Below are 17,564 nucleotides of genomic sequence, written 5' to 3' on the forward strand. Positions count from 1 at the left end.
GGGCAACCAGCTCCCAGGAACGGCTGCAGGATGCGTTGCAAGAGGGGGTGCAGCCGTCGGCGCCGTCCATCTTACCGGATCGGGGGGGATTGGGGTAGGGGGAATCGGACGCCCGGAAGGAGAAAAAGCCCGTCCCCGTCAGCCCTCTGGAGGGGGCCGTACGGGGACGGATTGTGTTCTGGAGCCGACTTCCGGACTCGAACCGGAGACCCCATCCTTACCATGGATGTGCTCTACCTACTGAGCTAAGTCGGCCCCCAAGAAGTGGTGGTGGGAGAAGGATTTGAACCTTCGTAGGCGCTAGCCGGCAGATTTACAGTCTGCTGCCTTTGACCACTCGGCCATCCCACCACGTCAACGCTTGGTTCCTTGGAGCCGGCGAGAGGGTTCGAACCCCCGACCTGCTGATTACAAGTCAGCTGCTCTACCTGCTGAGCTACGCCGGCACGACGCGAGTGCTATTATATCGGGCGCTCCGGGGTTGTCAATGAGAAAAAGCGCCGTCCCCGGTCTCCCGCTTCTCCTGAACCCTCTCCCCCTCGGGAACCGGCTCCCCCAGGGCGTACCGCAGGTTGGAGATGGCCCCGGCGGTGTCGTACACCGCATCCACCAGCTGGGTGCGGGAGTTGTTCAGGGCCACCCGGGCGTCCAGCACGTCTAGGTTGGTGCCCACCTGGGCCTCGTAGCGCTTCAGGGCCATGCGGTAGTCTTCCTCCGCCAGGGTCACCTGGGTACGCGCCACCTCCACCCTGGCCCGTCCCTCCTCCAGCCGCTGGGTCGCCTCGATGACCTCCTGGCGCACTTGGATGCGCAGATCGTCCAGCTGATGCAGAAGCTCCTGGGCCGCCGCCTTTCCCTGGCGAACCTTCGCCTCCGTCTCCCCGAAGTCGAAGAACCGCCACTGGAGGTTCAGGGCCAGGCGGTAGTCGTCCTGCTCCGTGGGCCAGAACCCGTTGTCCGTCACGTTGGCTTCCCCTTGGAAGGACAGATGGGGGCGCCCCTGCCCCGCTGCGGCCTCCGCCACCTGCAGGGCCTGGTTGCGCGCCGAGGCGAGGCCCTTGAGTTCCGGTCTTCGGGTCTCCGCCAGGGAGACGGGGTCTCCGGGCACATCGTAGACGGGAGGGGTGGCTTCCGGAGGCGGCAGGACGTAGCGGTCCTGGGACAGGGGGGCCCCCACGGCCCGCTCGCAGGCCGTCCAGGCCTGCGCCACGGCGCTGTTGGCCCGGATCAGATCCAGCTCCGCGTTGGACACGGCCACCTGCACCCGAAGCACCTCGTTCTTCGCCACCACCCCGGCGCGGTGGAAGGCCTGAACCTTCAGAAGGTGCTGCTTCGCCAGGTCCAGGGCCTGGATCGCCACCGTCTTGCGGGCGGCGGCCCTCTGGTGGGCGTAGAAGGCCGCCCGAACGTGGTGCAGCACCGTCTGGACGGTCCGCTCCCCCTCCGCTGCAGCGGTCTGGACGCCGAACTCCGCCGCCTTGCGGTTCGCCGTCAGGGACCCTCCGGAGTAGAGCACCTGGGTCAGGGTGAGGGCTGCCTTGTACGTCTCCCGATACCCCAGGGGGACCACCGCCACCGCCTTCCCCGTCACCGGGTCCAGGGCCAGGGTCTGGGGGGCGTCCTGCACCCGGACCCCCGCCACTCCCGCGTCCAGCTTGGGGCCGAAAGCCGAACGGGCTTCCGCCAGCTTGGCCTCTGCCCGGTCCTGACGGCTTCGGGCGGCCTGGATCAGAGGGTGCCCCGAGAGGGCCAGGGATTCCAGACGGGGCAGGTCCAACAGGGTCCGCTCCTCCGCCCAGGCGTTCCGGCCCAGCAACAGCACCGCCAGGCACAGCCCCCCCAGGCACAGAAGGAGGGGCAAGGCTCTACGCTGCATAGCTGGGGCCTCCTTCGATGATCCGCTTCATGGCCAGCCGCCACAGGGCCTTGCTGGTCTCCAGGTCCGTGCGCAGGGAGAGGTTCGCCACCATCCCGTCGAAGAAGGTCTCCACCAGCAGGGCCAGATCCTCCGATCGGGGGATCCCCGACCTCTTCCCCAGGGAGGGGAAGGCCCGCTCCAGCAGGGGCATGATCTCCCGGCGCACCATCTCAAAGAGTTCCCGGGCCAGAACAATCATCTCCTCCCGCCCCCGGTGGCCTCCGGCGCACAGCTCCAGCCACAGCAGGTGGGACTGTCGGTCGGCGCTCATCCTCTCCAGATACTCCTCCCCCTTGCGCATCAGCGTCTCCAGGGGCCGGGCCAGCTCCTCCTCCGAGATGAGGAAGAACTCCCGCACCTGGCGGATTTCCTCCTCCAGCAACATGCGGAACAGGGAGAACTTGCTGTCGAAATGCCAATAGAAGGCTCCCTTGCTGACCCCGGCGGCCCGGACGATGGCGTCCACGCTGGTGCCGTCGTACCCCTTCGCCGCGAACTGGACCCGCGCCTCCCCCAGGATCAGCTCCCGGGCGTCCGTCGTGCCTGCCACATCTTCACCTCCCCGTCGATTGCAGTGCGGCCACACGATCCCACATACCGACCGGTCTGTCAAGCCGTCGCAAAAAAAGGAGGACCCCGAAGGGTCCCCTGCGCTGCCGGCTCGGAAGGGCAGGCTAGAACATCCGCCTCTTCCAGAGGTACAGGCCGCTTCCCGCCGCCAGGACGAGGGCTCCCGTCACCACCAGGAGGAACCCGGCGGGGTGGTTCTGGAACGGGACGGGGACGTTCATGCCGAAGAAGCTGGCCACCAGGTTGGGGACGGCGATGATGATGGTGGCCGCCGCCAGGAACTTCATCACCATGTTCAGGTTGTTGCTGATGATGGAGGCGAAGGCGTCCATCATGCCCGCCAGGATCTCCCCGTGCATCTGGACCATCTCGATGGCCTGGTCGTACTCGATCTTCACGTCGTCGAAGAGGTCCTCGTCCTCCTCCCGCAGCTTGATCAGGTGGTGGAGCTGCGTGTTGCCGCTGAGGCGCAGCAGTTTCTCGATGACCACCCGGTTGGACCGAAGGGAGGAGGTGAAGTACGTGAGCCCCTTCTGCAGGTCCAGAAGCTGGAAGAGTTCCTTGTTTTTCATGGACTTGCGCAGATCCCGTTCGATGTCGTCGGTCCTCCGGTTCATCTGCTGGAGGTCCTTCAGGTACAGCGTGGCGGTCTTGTAGAGCATCTGCAGCAGGAAACGGGTCCGCTTGAAGGTGTGGAAGGCCTTCCGGGTGCGGACGTTGAAGTCCCCCAGGACCTCGTTCTCCTCCAGGCAGACCGTGACGATGTGCCCCTCCGAAAGGATGATCCCCAGGGGGAGGGTATCGTAGTTGTTCTTCTCCCGGGTCTTGGGGATGTTGGTGATCACCAGAAGGTGATGATCCTCCACCTCGATGCGGCTGGTCTCCTCCGGGTCCAGGGCGGCCTTGAGGAGGTCCATGGGGGCATCCGTGAGGGCCCGGACGGTGTCCAGCTCCTCCTGGGTGGGGTTCACCAGGCTGAGCCAAACCCCGGCCTCGCAGGTCTCCGGGGTCAGCTCCCGGTAGCCGTCGACGCTGCTTCTTACGATCTTGAGCAAGGTTCATTCCCCCCTCGGGCGGGCCACACCCACCGGAGCCGAGCCCGGGGGGCACGGCAGCGCGGAGGACGGGGCACCGTCATGATCTGGATGTGATGTCGATCTGGGGCGGAAGGATGCGGCTCTTCCACGCCCGGCTGACCGCCGGGCGCCGCCGCGAGGGGAGGGAACCCGGAGGGTCAGGAGTTCAGGGTCGCCGGTTCAGGACCTTGAGGACTGGGACTAGGACTGCCTTCCATCTCGAATTGGGTCCTCTCCTTCCAAGGGAGGATGGGTTCTTCCCTGCGAAAGTCTAGCCACAGGGAAGAGGACGGTCAACCGGAAGGGACAAAAAAAGGGCGCCCGAGGGCGCCCCTGCTTTCGTTCTTCGATGCCCTGCGGACTAACGCTTGGAGTACTGGAACCGGGCGCGGGCACCCTTCTGGCCGAACTTCTTCCGCTCCACCATGCGGGAATCCCGGCAGAGCAGGCCCGCCTTCTTCAGGGCGGGACGGGACTGCGGGTTGAGCTTCAGCAGAGCCCGGGCCAAACCCAGACGGATGGCTCCGGCCTGGCCGGTGAGGCCACCGCCGTGGGCGCGCACCAGCACGTCCACCTTGCCCTCCACGCCGGCGACCTTCAGTGCCTCCAGGGCCTGGGTCTTCCAGAAGAACCGGGGCAGATAGTCTTCGATGGTCCGGTTGTTGACGAGGATGGTACCCTCGCCGGGACGGATCCGGACCCGAGCCACGGCGTTCTTCCGTCGACCGGTACCCCAGAAATACATCGCGGGAGCTTGCACGTTCATTTCCCCCCTTTTCCTAGAGTTCCAGGGTCTCGGGCTTCTGGGCGGCGTGCGGGTGGTTCGGCCCAGCGTAGACCTTGAGCTTCTTGTACATGGCCCGCCCCAGGCGCGTCTTGGGGAGCATGCCCCAGACCACCCGCTCCACGAGCCGTTCCGGGCGCTTAGCCAACACCTCTCCATAGGTGGTGGTCTTGAGCCCGCCGGGATAGCCGCTGAAGTGATGCAGCACGGACTGCTGGCGCTTGTTTCCCGTGAGGCCCACCTTCTCGGCGTTGATGATCACGACGAAATCCCCCGTGTCCACATGGGGGGTGTAGGTGGGACGGTGCTTGCCTGTGAGGACCAGGGCGACCCGGGCCGCCAACCGGCCAAGATGCTTGTCCGTGGCGTCGATGACGTACCACTTGGGCTCGGTCTGTTCCTTTTTGGCCATGAACGAGCGAATTCCGATCATGGGGTCTCCTCCTTCGTGACTGCTGACGCAGGTACTCGACTTCGGGCGCTTGGTCTCCCCGCAGCAAAGCGTAGGATAGAATACGGGAGAAGGCACATTCCTGTCAAGGCCAAAAGCTGGACAGTCCCTCGTGGGGGCGAAGGAGCGCCGGCTCTCGCCTGCCTCTTCCGTTCGGGGTCAGCGCACGCGCTTCAGTCGTTCGTTCGGCAACGGACCGGGCAACCGGCCGCGCTTGGCCACCGGCTTCCCGTCCACTTCCTTCAGATCCATGGTCATGTCCCGGGGCGTGGCGTGGGTGATGTAGCTCCCCACCCCGAAGCCAGCAGCCCCCGCTTCCGCCAGGAGGCGAATCCGATCGGGACTCAAGCCTCCGGACACCAGGACCGCCACATGACCGTACCCCGCCAGGTTGAGGCGGTAGCGAACCTCCCGCACCAGGTCGGGGGTCACCCCTCCCCGTTCGCCGGGGGTGTCCAGCCGGACCGCCGAGAGGCGATCCCCCAGGGCTTCCGCCACGCGAAGGGCCTCCTCCGCCTCGTCCTTGAAGGTGTCCACCAGGACGGTGCGGGGCTCCCCTTCCGGGAGCAGACCGTCGTAGACCCGGGCCAACTCCACCGTGTCCCCCGCCAGAAGGATGGCGGCATGGGGGATGGTGCCCTTGGGGTCTTTCCCCAGGAGCTTGGCTCCCAGGATGCAGCTGGCGTCCACGCAGCCTCCCACCACCGCAGCCCGCTCCATCACCGGGGCCACGGCGGGGTGCACGTGTCGGGAACCGAAACAGATCACCGGAAGGCCCTCGGCTGCCTCGACGCAGCGCCGCGCCGCGGTAGCCCAGCCGGTGGAACTGGCCAACATGCCCAGCAGGACCGTCTCGTAGAGACCGAAGGCCTCGTAGGTCCCCCGGATCCGCACCAGGACCTCCTTGGAGGCGAAGGACTCCCCTTCCGGGAGGGCCTCCACGGCCAGATCCGTCCCTTTGCGGTCCAGGAGGCTCAGGACCTCCCCCAATCCCGCGAAGACCCCCTCCTGGCGGGCGAAGATCTCCGCCGTGACGGGCACGTCGAGACGCCCCGCGGCGCGCAGGACGTCCCGGGTCTTGAGGAAGTAGATGTCCGTGGTCCACCCCCCGAGGATTTCCTCGTGGGTGGCGGAATAGAGGCGCCCCGGATCGACCTTCAGGGCGCGGAGGTCCTCCAGACGGTCCAGACGGGGAGGGGATTGCAGATCCAAGGCTCCGTGCCCCTAGGAGGGAAGGACCACCAGGACCAGGGAGAACAGCATGAACAGGGCCGTGAGGACCACCGTGGCCTTGTTCAGCCCGTTCATGCGCTGCCAGGAGCCGCCGCCGGCGTCCGCCTGGGTGCCGCCGCCGAACATGCCCGAAAAGCCGCCGGTCTTGCGGTGTTGCAGAAGGATCACTCCCATCAGTCCCACGCTCAGCAGGATCTGAAGAATGCTCAAGAAGGCTTTCACTGGACGCACCCCCTGGATGATCGCCTTGCGGCGTGGTCGAACAAGGGAAGACCGCCCCTTCCGAGCCCACAGGCCGAAGGGACGTCAACCAAGCAATGATTCTACCACAGAGGGGAGAGCCTGGACCATCCTTTTGGCCGCAGCCCCCCGATGAGAGAACCGTTCCTTTTCCTCCGGGCTCATTTCCCCGAAGGTCCGTTCCTCTCCCCGGGGGCAGAAGACCGGATCGTAGCCGAATCCCCCGTCCCCTCGGGGTTCCCGGGCGATGGTCCCCTCGCAGGTTCCCGTGAAGACCCAGCTTCGGCGGCGGTCCGGCGCCAGGAGCACCGCCGTGCAGACAAACCGGGCCTCCCGGCGGCGGCACGATCCCAGGGCATCCAGGAGCCAGCGGATCCGTTCTCCGTCGTCCCGGCCCATGCGCGCCGAGAAGACTCCGGGACGTCCTTCCAGGGCGTCCACCTCCAGCCCCGAGTCCTCCGCCAGGACGGGCAGGTCGGTGACGTGCCCCCAGGCCTCCGCCTTGATGCGGGCGTTGGCCTCGAAGGAGTCCCCGTCCTCCTCCACCGGGGGAAGATCCGCTCCCAGCGCCAGCCGCAACGGGGCCCCCCTCAGGAGGCGGCTCCACTCCCGCAGCTTGCCCGAGTTGGTGCTGGCCAGCAGGACCAGAGGCGTCATCCCCCCAGGATTCCTTCCTCCGGGGACAGGTCCAGGGTGGATCGCTGGAGCCGATGGAGCGCGGCGATCCCCTGGCGCGCCAGGTCCAGGAGGGCATCGAAGGAGGCCCGGGAGAAGAGGGCGTCCTCCCCCGTCCCCTGGATCTCCACGAAACGGCCGTCCTCGGCCATCACCACGTTGCAGTCCACCTCCGCCCCCGAATCCTCCTCGTAGCAGAGGTCCAGGAGGGGGCATCCCCCCAAAAGGCCCACGCTCACCGCCGCCACCTGGTGGCGCAGGGGAAGGGACGGCAGGCCGTTCCGGTCTCGGATCCAGCGCAGGGCGTCCACCAGGGCCACGAAGGCCCCGGTGATGGAGGCGGTGCGGGTGCCCCCGTCCGCCTGGATCACGTCGCAGTCGATCCACACGGTACGCTCCCCCAGGGCTTCCAGGTCCACGGCGGCCCGCAGGGAGCGCCCGATGAGGCGCTGGATCTCCTGGCCCCGGGCATTGGGGCGTCCCCGGGTGCTGTCCCGGGGGGTCCTCTGGTGGGTGGCTCGGGGAAGCATGGCGTACTCTGCGCTGACCCACCCCTTGCCGCTGCCCCGCAGGAAGGGGGGGACCTTGTCCTCCACCGTGGCGGTGCAGAGGACCTGGGTGTGGCCGAAGGCGATCCGAGCGGACCCCTCGGCGTAGCGGTTGCAGCCCCGCTCAAGCTCCAGAGGGCGCAGGGCGTCGAAGGACCTGCCGTCGATGCGGTTCACGGCTTCCCCCCTAGGACTTCAGGACCCAAGGCTTGCTCAGGTCCAGGGGCTTCCTGTCCGGAGCCTCCCGGCCCTCCACGTAGACCTTCACCTTCCGCAGGGGAGCGAAGTTGTCCCCCACGGTCTTCACCAGCCCGGTCATGACCAGCCCCGCCCTCTTGGGATCCAGGGCCTTGAGCCCCCCGGCGAAGGAGGACCCCAGGTCCAGGTACAGCCACTCGCCGCTGCGGAACAGATGGCGGATCGGCACCTGGTCCGCCATCCACCCGGAACTCTTCAGCTCCGTCATGTAGGCGTCCAGGACCTTCTTCAGGTCCTCCTCCACCAGCCCGCCCCCCAGAACCTGGATGCTCCGGTTCTCGAAGGCCTCTCCCGCCGGGACGGACAGGGTGAAGGTCACCTGTCCCTGTTCGGGACGGTCCTGATCCTGGGAGACCAGCTCCTGGGCCTCCCGGCTGTTGGCCACGGTCTGGTCCGCCCGGGTTCCCTTGGCATCCAGCCACTGGAACACCAGGGACGTGGCCCCGTAGCCCACGGCGAAGAAGATGGCCACCAGGGCCCCCCAGGCCAGAAGGCGAAGGGGCCAGGGGGCCTTGCGCGGGGGTTCCTGGTCCTCCTCCTCCCGGCGCGTCGCCCCGAAGTCCCTCCGGGGACGCTCCGTGGCTCGGTAATTCCGGTCTTCCTCTTGATCCCGCATGGTCCGTACCTCCTCGACGATCTCCGTATCCTTCGGCTCCCGGGTTCAGGAGCCGTCCGGTTCCCTCATCGCTTCAGGTAGTTCACGATCCCCCGGGCCAGGGAGGAGGCGATGCGCTCCTGGTAGCCCGGCTGGTTCAGCAACGCCGCCTCGTCCCTTTCCGTGAGGAAGCCCATCTCCACCAGGAGGGCGGGCATGGCGGCCCCGCGAAGCACGAAGAAGGGGGCCTGGGCCACCCGCTTCATGGGGAGCCCCCCCTGCTTCCCCGCCGCGAAGAGGACCTCCGCCACGGAGGTGCTCTCGCTGATCTTCTCGTTCTGCTGCATGTCCCCCAGAATCTGGAGGAGGAGCTTGGTCCGCCTGTCCGAGGCGGCCTGGCCCTCCTTGCCCCCCTCCCCCAGCTCCTTGTTCTCGAAGAGGGCCAGACGCATGGCGTCCTTGTCGGAGGGCAGAGCCATGAGGTAGAGTTCCACTCCCTTGGAGTGGCGTCCCGCGGGAAGGGCGTTGCAGTGAAGGCTGACGAAGAGATCGGCGTTCCAGTTGTTGGCCAGCTGGGTTCGCTCTCCCAGTTTCAGGTAGCGATCGTCCCCCCGGGTCAACCGGGCGTCCACGCCGTACTGCTCCAGGATGCTCCGAAGGAGGAGTCCCACCTTCAGGTTCACGTCCTTCTCCCGGAGGCCGTTGGCCATGGCTCCGGGGTCCTTGCCCCCGTGTCCCGGGTCCAGGGCCACCACGGGGCGTTTGCCCTTGAAGACCCGTTCCATCCGTTCCGTCCCTCCAGTAGGTTCCGGGGCCGCCGTGGGAGCGGAGGGCCGTTCCCCTTCCGAGGCCGCCGTGGGGACGGGGGACAGGGCCGCGCCTCCCCCTCCGGTTCCCCGAAAGTCCAGCACGAGCCGGGGGGGCTTCTGGAGGGTGACGGCCCGCACCCCCGAGGTCCGGTGCGGGAACGCCAGCACCGTCCGATCCCCGTAGACCGTGGCCTGCACCTTCACCCGATCCTCCTGGGGGGAAGTCAGCAAGACCCCTCCGGGAACCGCACCGGGGAGGATCACCTCCACCCGTCCCGGGAGGTTGCGCACCTCCACTCCCTCCGAGGTCTCCAGATCCAGCACGGCACGCAGGGCGTCCCCCTGGTCGCCCCAGCGGAGCCCCTTGAGGACGTTCTTCGTTCCTCGGGAGGCGGAAGCGGGGGAGGGCGAAGTCGCCCCCCGAGAGGGGGGGGGAGAAACCGCCCGTTCCGGAGCGGGGGAGGGAAGCTCACCCACTCCCTTCCACTGGAGATCTCCCGGGCGTCCCGCGGAGACCAGGAACTGGTTGAACAGCCGGAGGGCCGCCGCGGCGTCCACCCACCAGCGATCCCCTTCCTGGACGGGGGGGGAGGGCAGGGGGACCAGGGCGCCGTTGAGGCGCGCCACGGGAGAGTCCACCCAGAACTCCAGCTTCTTTCCCTCGAAGGCCACCACCAGGGCGTCGTTTCGCCCCCGGGGGGCCAGCCCCAGGGAGGAAACCATCACGTCCGCCGCCGCCAGGGTCTGCCCGGCCTCCCGGCGCACCGGAACCTCCCCCTTGCGGACCGACCCGCTCCAGAGAATCCAGGTGTCCTGTCCCGCCGCCACCCCCGCCGCCCATAGACAAAGCAGGGCGGCCAGGAGAAGCCTAACTGCCCGCGACGGCCACATGGTCCACCACCACCGTGCAGGCCCCCACGGAGCCGAAGAAGGTCAGGTCGTTGCCCACCGCCACGATGCGCTGCAGGAAATCCACCAGGTTTCCCGCCATGGTGACGCCCCCCACGGGTCCTCGGGGCTCCCCTCCCCCGATGGCCCACCCCTTGACCCCCAGGGAGAACTCCCCGCTCACCGGGTCCAGGGTGTGCAGGCCCAGCAGCTCCGTCACGTAGACCCCCCGGCTTACCCCGCGAAGCAGGGTCTTCGGCGAATCGGTTCCCGGCAGGAGCACCAGGTTCGTGGTGCCCACGTCGGGGAGGGAGGAGAGGCTGCGGCAGGCGTTTCCCGTGGAGGAAACCCCGTCCCGCCGGGCGTACTCCAGGTTGTAGAGGAAGCCCCGGGCCACGCCCCCCTCCACCAGGACGGTGCGCCCCGTGGGAACCCCTTCTCCATCCAGCAGGGACGAACCGATGCCCCAGGGGATGCGTCCCTGGTCCTCCAGGAAGACCGCGGGAGACGCCACGGGATGGCCGAGCTGCCCCTTCATGAGGGATCGGTTCTTGTGGACGTTGGAGACGCAGAAAAGGTCCCCCACCTCGTCCACCAGGGAGGCCGCCACCTCCGGGTCCAGGATCAGGGTGTAGGTCCCCGTGGGGACCGGCTCGCCTCCCAGAACGCACCGGGTGCGGTCCACCGCCTTTCGGGCGATGGAAACCTCCTGGAGGTCCGCCAGCCTCCGGGACTGTTCCCCGAAGCCCCCCATCTCCACCTGATCCCCCTCCTGCAGCACCACCGCCGCCGAGCACCCGGCGAAGGTCCCCCGCTCCCAGGAGGCGTGCCCCGCCGTGGAGGCGTAGAAGGACTCCCCCCATCCGTCGTGCCAGGAGGCCCCCCGAACCGAAACCACCCGGGGATCCGCCTCCCGAGCCGCTTCGGTCATGCGAAGGCACCTTTGTGTCCGCTCCTGAGGGGTCAGCCCCCCCATCGACGGGTCCTCCAGGGGAAGGGGTTCCCCTCCTGGAGCCTCCGGGCGTCCCAGGGCGATGCCCTCCCGGGGCTCTCCCCGGCGACAGTTGTTCCAGCTCCACTGGACCAGATCCAGCAGGGTCCGTCGGTCCAGGGCGTTGGCGTAGGCCACCCCCTGTCGTCCCTGCCCGTCCAGGGTCCGCAGGCCGATCCCCTGAGACACGCCGGAGGACTGGTCCTCCGGTTCTCCGTCCCGAAGCTCCAGGCTGTGGGACTCTCCCGTGGAGTAGATCAGGTCCGCCTCCGCGACCCCCGTGGACCGTGCCGCGTCCAAAAGCCACTCCCCCAGGGATTCCACCTCCCCCCGGGACGGGAAAAAGCTCATGGGCAAGCCACCGTTTCCAGAACGATCCGGGCCGCGGCCTCCACATCCTGCCGGGACACGTCCAGGTGGGTCACCATCCGGATGCGCTCGGGCCCCGCGACCCCCAGCTGCAGCCCCCGCTCCTCGCAACGCTTCTGGAACGCCCCCTCGGACACCCCCGTGCCGGAGAGACGGAAGTACACCATGTTGGTGCGCACCCCACAGGGTTCCACAGCCAGTCCTCCTTCGGAGAGGAGTCGCGCCAGCAGGGCCGCGTTCTCGTGGTCCTCCGCCAGCCGGCTTCGCATGTCCCGCAGGGCCATCAGGCCAGCGGAGGCCACCACCCCCGCCTGCCGAAGCCCTCCCCCGATGCACTTCCGCCAGTGTCGGGCCTCCTCCACGAACCCCCGGGGACCGCACAGCACCGATCCCATGGGGGCGCCCAATCCCTTGGACAGGCAAAGCTGCACCGAATCCACGAAACGGACGTACTCCCGGGCCTCCACCCCGAAGGCGGCGCAGGCGTTGAACAGACGAGCCCCGTCCAGATGCACCTTCAGCCCCAGACAATGCCCTTCCTCCGCCACCGCCCCCAGGGCCTTAGGGGAAACGGCCACCCCTCCCGCCCGATTGTGGGTGTTCTCCAGACAGAGCAGGGAGGTGGGGGCAAAGTGCACGTTGTCCCGTCCCCGAACCGCCCCCGCCAGGGAGGCCACCTCGGGCAGACCGCTTTCATCGTCCAGCGCGTAGGGCAACAGCCCCGCCAGGGCGGAGAGCCCCCCCACCTCGTAATGGTAGATGTGGGACTGGGCCCCCAGGAGGACGCTTTCCCCCCGGCGACCGTGCACCAGGAGGGCCAGAAGGTTCCCCATGGTCCCGGAGCAGGCGAACAGGGCCGCCTCCGTCCCCGTCAGATCTGCGGCGTACCGCTCCAGCTCCGCCACGGACGGGTCGTCCCGGTAGACGTCATCCCCCACCGGGGCCGCCGCCATGACGGCGCGCATGCTCTCCGTGGGGCGGGTTACCGTATCGCTTCGGAAATCCATCCGTCTCTCCCCTTCCTCTTTTCTTCTATCCCAGACGAATCCCCAGGCGCGCCCAGGGAAGCAAGTCTTCGCTCACCGGCACGCCCAGGTCCACGCCCGGTCGGTTCTCCCCGTGGAAGTCCGATCCCGCGGTGGGGTACAGACCGAAGCGGGAGGCCCGCTCCAGGTACCGGAAAATGGTCTCGGAGGAGTGGTGGGAGGAGAGGCACTCCAACCCCCACAGTCCCTCGTCCGTCAGCTTTCTCAAAAGGTCGTCCAGCGCATCGTCGTCCAGGTTGGTCTGGCCGGGATGGGCCAGCACCGGGAAACCGCCGCTCTCCCGGATGAGGCGCAGACAGTGGGCAGGGGAAAGACGCCTTCGCGGAACGTAGGCGACCCCGTCTCGCCCCAGGTAACGGGCAAAGGCGGCGAGCAGGTTCGGGACATAGCCCTTGCGAACCAGCACCCGGGCCATGTGGGGCCGGGCCACCACCTCCCCCCCCGCTTCCCGCTCCACCTCCTCCAGGTCCACCGCGCACCCCGCCTCCCGAAGACGGCGGCAGATGGTCTCGTTCCGTTCGTCCCGGTAGACCCGGATCTCCTGGAGGGCCGTCTGGAGGGGTACATCATGGGGGTTGATGCGGTAACCCAGGATGTGGAGGGTGTAGGGCGCCTCCGCGGAGAGCTCCACCCCCGTCAGGCTCTGAACCTCCGCCCGGGCGCAGGCGCGGCGGAACTCCTCCTGCCCCGAGGTGGTGTCGTGGTCCGTGAGGGCCACGACGGAGACCCGCCTTCGCCGGGCCAGTTCGGCCAGGGAGGCGGGGGAGAGGGTGCCGTCGGAACAGCGGCTGTGGATGTGCAGGTCGATGAGGATCATGACCCTGATTATAGGAGCGCGGCGGGAACGCGCAAGGAAAGGGGCCTCCTGCAGGAGGCCCCGGGGGAGCGCTTCCAGGGACAGAGAGGGGTCAGATCTCCTCCTCCACCAGTTCGGTGATGCCGAAAAGACCCGCCAGGTCCAGGAGGACGATGAGCCGGCCGTCCTCCAGCTTCGCCACCCCGAGGACGTAGTCCTTGCCGATGCCCACGTCGTTGCTCATGCCCGACTCCACCTGGGCCTCGTGGATGGTGCGGACCTCCCGGACCGCGTCCACCAGGACCCCGAAGAGGATCTCCTCGAACTCCGCCACCACGATGCGGGACTCGTTGGTCTTCTCCGAGGCTTGATTGCCCATCTTCACCGCCATGTCCAACACGGGGATCACCGTGCCCCGAAGGTTGATGACCCCCCGCACGTAGTTGGGGGCGTTGGGCACCCGGGTGATGGAGGGGGGCACATGGACGATCTCCCGCACCATGTTGACATCCAGGCCGCAGTACTCCCCCACCAGATCGAAGACCAGCAGGATCCGCTCCGCCCCGGTCGCCTCCTTGTCATGGTCGGGCTTCTGCAGGTTAAGGGTTTCGAGGTTCGTCGCCACGTTCCATCCCTCCCTGTTCGTTCTGCCGTTTCCGGTCGTTTTTCTCCTGATACATGCGTTCATCCGCCCGTCGGATCAGCACGTCCCCGTCCTGTCCGTCCTGGGGGTACAAGGAGATTCCCACATCTATGGGCAAGGGGCCGATCCCCTCGATCACCAGGCTGCGGACCCCGGAGCGGATCCGATCCGCAGCGCTTCTCGCCCCCGCCTCGTCGGTTTCCGGGAGGACCAGGACGAACTCGTCCCCCCCGTACCGGGCCAGTACATCGTACTCCCGCAGGTTCCTTTCGAGAAGCCGGGCCACCTTCTTCAGCATCTCGTCCCCGAAGAGGTGTCCCATGAGGTCGTTGACCACCTTGAATCCCCCCAGGTCCATCATCAGGAAGGCGAGGGGAACCTGGCGGCGTTCCGCCCGGGCCAGCTCCTCGGCGAAACGGATGCGGAAGTGGCGGATGTTGGCCAAGCCCGTGAGGGCGTCGTGGGTCGCCTCCTCCCTGATTCTCTCAAAGGAATCGATGAGACGCCACGTGGTTCCCAGATGTCGGGCGAGGATGGAAAAGAGTTCCTCGTCCTCCCCGTGGAACGCCCTGGGGCGGGAATCCTCCAGACAGAGGACCCCGTACCCCTTCCCCTGAAACTCCACGGGGATGTCCAGCTGGCTTCGCACCGTGGGGACCAGGGGGATCCACTCCCGCACCTCCGCCACGTCGGGGGTGTTCTGGAGGACCCCCGTCCGGGCACAGCGACTGGTGAGGCTGGCCCCTCGAAGGAGCAGCTCCTCCGCCGCCTCGGGCTGCTCGTAGGGTTGGGAGGTGGCCACCACGCGGACTCCCCCCTGGGGGTTGACGGTCCGAAAGAGGGTCACCGCCTGGTAGCCCAGACGGTCGGCGATGAGCCGCACCGCGCAGGCCCCCATCTCCTCCACGTCGGTGCACCGGGAGGTCTCCTGCACCACGTCGTGGAGCATCCTCATCTGCCTGGCCCGACGGGCCATGGCCTTCACCTGGTAGGCGTGCTCCAGGATGCCCCCCAGGTGGTAGGCGATGCCCTCCAGGAGGCGCAGGTCGTCCTCGTCGAAGGCATCCGGTTCCTCCGCCTGCAGGTCCAGGATGCCCCACAGCTCGTCGCTGGAGAGGATGGGCATGGTGAGTTCCGAAAGCACCGAGGCGTTCCCCTTGCGGTAGTGCGGGTCCTCCCGGGTATTCCGGCAAAGGTAGGGCTTCCGGCTGGACACCACCTGCCCCCAGATTCCCTCGGGGTTCTCGAAGGACAGGGTGTGCACGTACTCGTCCTGCGGCAGACCGCAGGACGAGGCGAGGCGGAAGGCCGGGTCCTCGTCCCGGGACTGCTGGAGGTTGCGCACCAGCAAGTACACGTTGGGGTAGCTGAGCTTCTCGTGGATCAGGTCCACCACCCGACAGCACAACCGGGGGATGTCCTGGAGGTTGGTGGGATCCTCCAGCAGGGAGAGAAGGGTGTTGGCGATGCGGGCCTTGCGCTCCAGCTCGTCCCCCGTCCGCCCCTGCTCCTGCAGGGCCTGCTGCAGGGTGGTGCTGCACTCCTTCTGCTCCGCCGCCGCGGTCTTCTGCCGTTTGAGGGACTGTTCCAGGTTCAGCCGCTGTTCCAGGTTCAGCAGGGCATGGGAGAGCATGGAACCCAAGATGGAGAGGAACCACAAGTCCCGCAGGGAAAGGCGCCGGGGGCTGCCGGATTCCACGTTCAGCACCCCCAGGCGCCGCCCCCCCACCAGGAGGGGCACCGCCACCTCCGAACGGGTGGGCATCTGGCTGGGGACGAAGTCCGGATCGCAGGTGACGTCCTTGACCAGGATCGGCTTGCCGGAGGCGAAGGCCCGCCAGACCACCCCTTTCCCCCGGGACAGGCGAAGCCCCACGTCGAAATGCTCCGACCCCGCCACCTGGTGAAGCTCGTCTTTCTCCTTTTCCCAGAGAAACACGGAGGCGTCGGAATACCACCCCAACCCCTGGAGGGACCGCAGGGCGGATCGGGCGGCGTCCTCCGGGGAGGCGCACTCCGACACCTGCTGGGAGAAGGCGTCCAGGAGCTTCAGAAGTCGGTCCGAAAGGGATCGGAAGCGGTGGAGAAACAGCGCGGGGACCCCCATGATGAACAGCACCATGATCAGCTCCCAGGGCTTCATGCGCGACAGGGCGGCGGTGAAGGCCGCGGCGCTGCCCAAAAGCAGGTAGAGAACCGGCGTGGGGAACAGGCCCCGCCCGTGGAGCAGGAGGAACGCGGTCATGCCCGTCACGGCCACCAACACCGGGGAACCGTAGTACCCCGCAGCGACGAAGCCCAGGGCGGCGGCGGCCAAAACCGTCCCCTCCCAGAGGAACTCCCCCCGCCCGACGATCCGACGCCCGCCTTTCCCCTTCCAGAAGGGAGCCACCTAGTCCCAACCTCCTTGGGACAGGATCTCCCCGTCCAGCGTTCGGATCTCCATCCCCGCCTCCGAGATCAGGGCAAAGCTCTCCGGGTCCTTGCCCTTGGGAAGGCTCAGGGAGCCGGGATTCAGGAACCAGGTGCTTCCTTCCCGCACCAGGGAAGCCACGTGGGTGTGCCCGGAAAGGGCCAGGTGCGCTCCCATGCGCAGAGCTTCCTCCCGAAAGGTGGTGAAGTCCTCCCCATGGGCCGCCAGGACCGTGCGTCCCCTCCACCAGAAGGCCACCCGGGAACAGAGGGGACGCTGGAGGACCAGCGCGTCCACGTCCGCATCGCAGTTGCCGCGAACCAGAAACAGGGGGAGAGACTCCTGGAGCAGCAGAGAGGCCAGGGAAGCGGGATCGTGGGCTGAGGGCAGGGGATTTCGGGGACCGTGATAAAGCACATCGCCGCAGTGAAGGATGGCCTCCGCCCCGGACCAGAGGGGGCGTGCCTTCGTCCAGGCTCCGACGCTGCCGTGGGTGTCCGAAAGGACCGCGAAAAAGGGGTGGTCTCGGTGCGGGCGACACGTCATGTTTCTTCTCCCTCCTGGGTTCCCCATTCCATCCCCTCGATTATAAAATGAACATTGCAAACCTGCGAACCCCGCAGGATGATTTCCTTCCCTACTTTTCTGGAGGTGTCTGCGGTGGAAGAGAAGCAACGAAACGCAACGGAAGACCTGATCCAATCCCTGGAGAAGGTGTCGGCGCGGATGATCGAAGCGGTGCTGCAGACCGCGCAGCTCGCCGCCACCGCCTCCCCGGAGGTGCAGTCCCTGTTCCACCAGTGGGTTTCCTGCCTGGAGGAGCAGATCCTGGAGGAGTTCCGGGGGGAGCGGAAGACCCTGGACCTGGAGGCCTGGGCAGGGCGCATCGGCGTGACCCCCACCTCCCTTGCCTCCCTCCTCTTGTCCCTTCAGCGGAAGGGCTCGGTGCGCATCCTCCGGATGGAGGTGGAACCGGGGGGCGGAAGAAACGAGGACCTCTGCGACTGCCTCCGCTAGGGGCCTGGACAGGCTCCCTCCCGAAGGCCGAGTCAGGTCTCCTCACGAAACGAGTAGGGGGGCCGTCCGGATGGACGGCCCCCCTACTCTTGGGGTAACTAATTCTGGCGGCGACCTACTCTCCCACGGGTACCCCCCGTAGTACCATCGGCGCTGGAGGGCTTAACGGCCGGGTTCGGCATGGATCCGGGTGTGTCCCCTCCGCTAGGGCCACCAGAAACTTGTCTGCAATCGCTCCTCCAAG

General features: G+C 67.4%; 18 protein-coding genes, 3 tRNA genes and 1 rRNA gene. 1 reads left to right on the forward strand and 21 read right to left on the reverse strand.

Annotated features, from left to right (window positions below; translation table 11 throughout):
• Positions 1 to 179: 179 nt before the first annotated feature.
• The 20 genes from APAU_RS09730 to yfcE all read right to left on the reverse strand — a co-directional run bounded on the left by APAU_RS09730 (position 180) and on the right by yfcE (position 16,849).
• Positions 180 to 255 (reverse strand) — tRNA-Thr (locus APAU_RS09730).
• Positions 256 to 265: 10 nt separating this feature from the next.
• Positions 266 to 351: transfer RNA gene (locus tag APAU_RS09735), tRNA-Tyr, on the reverse strand.
• A 19-nt stretch (positions 352 to 370) separates the two neighbouring features.
• A tRNA-Thr gene (locus tag APAU_RS09740) sits at positions 371 to 446 on the reverse strand.
• A 38-nt stretch (positions 447 to 484) separates the two neighbouring features.
• Entirely contained in the window at positions 485 to 1,876 is a 1,392-nt protein-coding gene (locus APAU_RS09745) for a TolC family protein (protein WP_006301580.1), read from the reverse strand.
• The gene (locus APAU_RS12670; RefSeq protein WP_006301581.1) at positions 1,866 to 2,468 is read right to left on the reverse strand and encodes a TetR/AcrR family transcriptional regulator; all 603 of its coding nucleotides are present in this window, start codon (positions 2,466 to 2,468) and stop codon (positions 1,866 to 1,868) included. The genes APAU_RS09745 and APAU_RS12670 overlap by 11 nt, the downstream gene beginning before the upstream one ends.
• Positions 2,469 to 2,592: 124 nt before the next feature.
• Positions 2,593 to 3,543, reverse strand: coding sequence for a magnesium transporter CorA family protein (locus APAU_RS09755; protein WP_006301582.1), 951 nt, complete (start codon positions 3,541 to 3,543; stop codon positions 2,593 to 2,595).
• 382 nt (positions 3,544 to 3,925) lie between these two features.
• Positions 3,926 to 4,309, reverse strand: a complete 384-nt coding sequence (gene rpsI / locus APAU_RS09760) for a 30S ribosomal protein S9 (RefSeq protein ID WP_198004008.1) — start codon at positions 4,307 to 4,309, stop codon at positions 3,926 to 3,928.
• Positions 4,310 to 4,343: 34 nt separating this feature from the next.
• A complete protein-coding gene (rplM, locus tag APAU_RS09765; protein ID WP_006301584.1) occupies positions 4,344 to 4,781 on the reverse strand; it encodes a 50S ribosomal protein L13 in 438 nt (145 codons plus the stop codon).
• Between the two features lie 177 nt (positions 4,782 to 4,958).
• Complete coding sequence (locus tag APAU_RS09770; RefSeq protein ID WP_006301585.1) at positions 4,959 to 6,011, reverse strand: nicotinate phosphoribosyltransferase; 1,053 nt, start codon at positions 6,009 to 6,011, stop codon at positions 4,959 to 4,961.
• Between the two features lie 12 nt (positions 6,012 to 6,023).
• Complete coding sequence (gene secG / locus APAU_RS09775) at positions 6,024 to 6,242, reverse strand: preprotein translocase subunit SecG (protein WP_269490171.1); 219 nt, start codon at positions 6,240 to 6,242, stop codon at positions 6,024 to 6,026.
• Positions 6,243 to 6,338: 96 nt separating this feature from the next.
• Positions 6,339 to 6,929 carry an RdgB/HAM1 family non-canonical purine NTP pyrophosphatase gene (rdgB, locus tag APAU_RS09780; protein ID WP_006301587.1) on the reverse strand — a complete coding sequence of 197 codons (591 nt, stop codon included), beginning with the start codon at positions 6,927 to 6,929 and terminating at the stop codon, positions 6,339 to 6,341.
• Positions 6,926 to 7,672: a ribonuclease PH gene (gene rph, locus APAU_RS09785; protein WP_006301588.1), complete on the reverse strand. Its 747-nt coding sequence runs from the start codon at positions 7,670 to 7,672 to the stop codon at positions 6,926 to 6,928. Before rph ends, rdgB begins: the two co-directional genes overlap by 4 nt.
• Before the next feature lie 10 nt (positions 7,673 to 7,682).
• The gene (locus APAU_RS14705) at positions 7,683 to 8,369 is read right to left on the reverse strand and encodes a hypothetical protein (protein ID WP_006301589.1); all 687 of its coding nucleotides are present in this window, start codon (positions 8,367 to 8,369) and stop codon (positions 7,683 to 7,685) included.
• 65 nt (positions 8,370 to 8,434) lie between these two features.
• Complete coding sequence (locus APAU_RS14710; RefSeq protein WP_006301590.1) at positions 8,435 to 10,048, reverse strand: N-acetylmuramoyl-L-alanine amidase family protein; 1,614 nt, start codon at positions 10,046 to 10,048, stop codon at positions 8,435 to 8,437.
• The gene (locus APAU_RS09800; protein ID WP_006301591.1) at positions 10,026 to 11,387 is read right to left on the reverse strand and encodes a TldD/PmbA family protein; all 1,362 of its coding nucleotides are present in this window, start codon (positions 11,385 to 11,387) and stop codon (positions 10,026 to 10,028) included. Before APAU_RS09800 ends, APAU_RS14710 begins: the two co-directional genes overlap by 23 nt.
• A complete protein-coding gene (locus tag APAU_RS09805; protein ID WP_006301592.1) occupies positions 11,384 to 12,412 on the reverse strand; it encodes a GntG family PLP-dependent aldolase in 1,029 nt (342 codons plus the stop codon). Before APAU_RS09805 ends, APAU_RS09800 begins: the two co-directional genes overlap by 4 nt.
• 25 nt (positions 12,413 to 12,437) lie before the next feature.
• A complete protein-coding gene (locus tag APAU_RS09810) occupies positions 12,438 to 13,268 on the reverse strand; it encodes a PHP domain-containing protein (protein WP_006301593.1) in 831 nt (276 codons plus the stop codon).
• 91 nt (positions 13,269 to 13,359) lie between these two features.
• Positions 13,360 to 13,872 (reverse strand): chemotaxis protein CheW, encoded by a 513-nt coding sequence (locus tag APAU_RS09815; protein ID WP_006301594.1) that lies wholly within the window; start codon positions 13,870 to 13,872, stop codon positions 13,360 to 13,362.
• Positions 13,847 to 16,282 (reverse strand): GAF domain-containing protein, encoded by a 2,436-nt coding sequence (locus APAU_RS09820; RefSeq protein ID WP_006301595.1) that lies wholly within the window; start codon positions 16,280 to 16,282, stop codon positions 13,847 to 13,849. Before APAU_RS09820 ends, APAU_RS09815 begins: the two co-directional genes overlap by 26 nt.
• On the reverse strand, positions 16,283 to 16,849 hold the full coding sequence (gene yfcE / locus APAU_RS09825; RefSeq protein WP_006301596.1) for a phosphodiesterase: 567 nt from the start codon (positions 16,847 to 16,849) through the stop codon (positions 16,283 to 16,285).
• 114 nt (positions 16,850 to 16,963) lie between these two features.
• Between yfcE and APAU_RS09830 the strand changes: the two genes are divergently transcribed.
• Positions 16,964 to 17,320 carry a hypothetical protein gene (locus APAU_RS09830; protein WP_006301597.1) on the forward strand — a complete coding sequence of 119 codons (357 nt, stop codon included), beginning with the start codon at positions 16,964 to 16,966 and terminating at the stop codon, positions 17,318 to 17,320.
• Positions 17,321 to 17,422: 102 nt separating this feature from the next.
• Here the strand turns inward: APAU_RS09830 and rrf are convergent.
• Positions 17,423 to 17,538 (reverse strand): 5S ribosomal RNA (rrf, locus tag APAU_RS09835).
• Positions 17,539 to 17,564 lie beyond the last annotated feature (26 nt).

This window comes from Aminomonas paucivorans DSM 12260 (genome assembly GCF_000165795.1).
In the GTDB taxonomy this organism is placed as follows: Bacteria; Synergistota; Synergistia; order Synergistales; family Synergistaceae; genus Aminomonas; species Aminomonas paucivorans.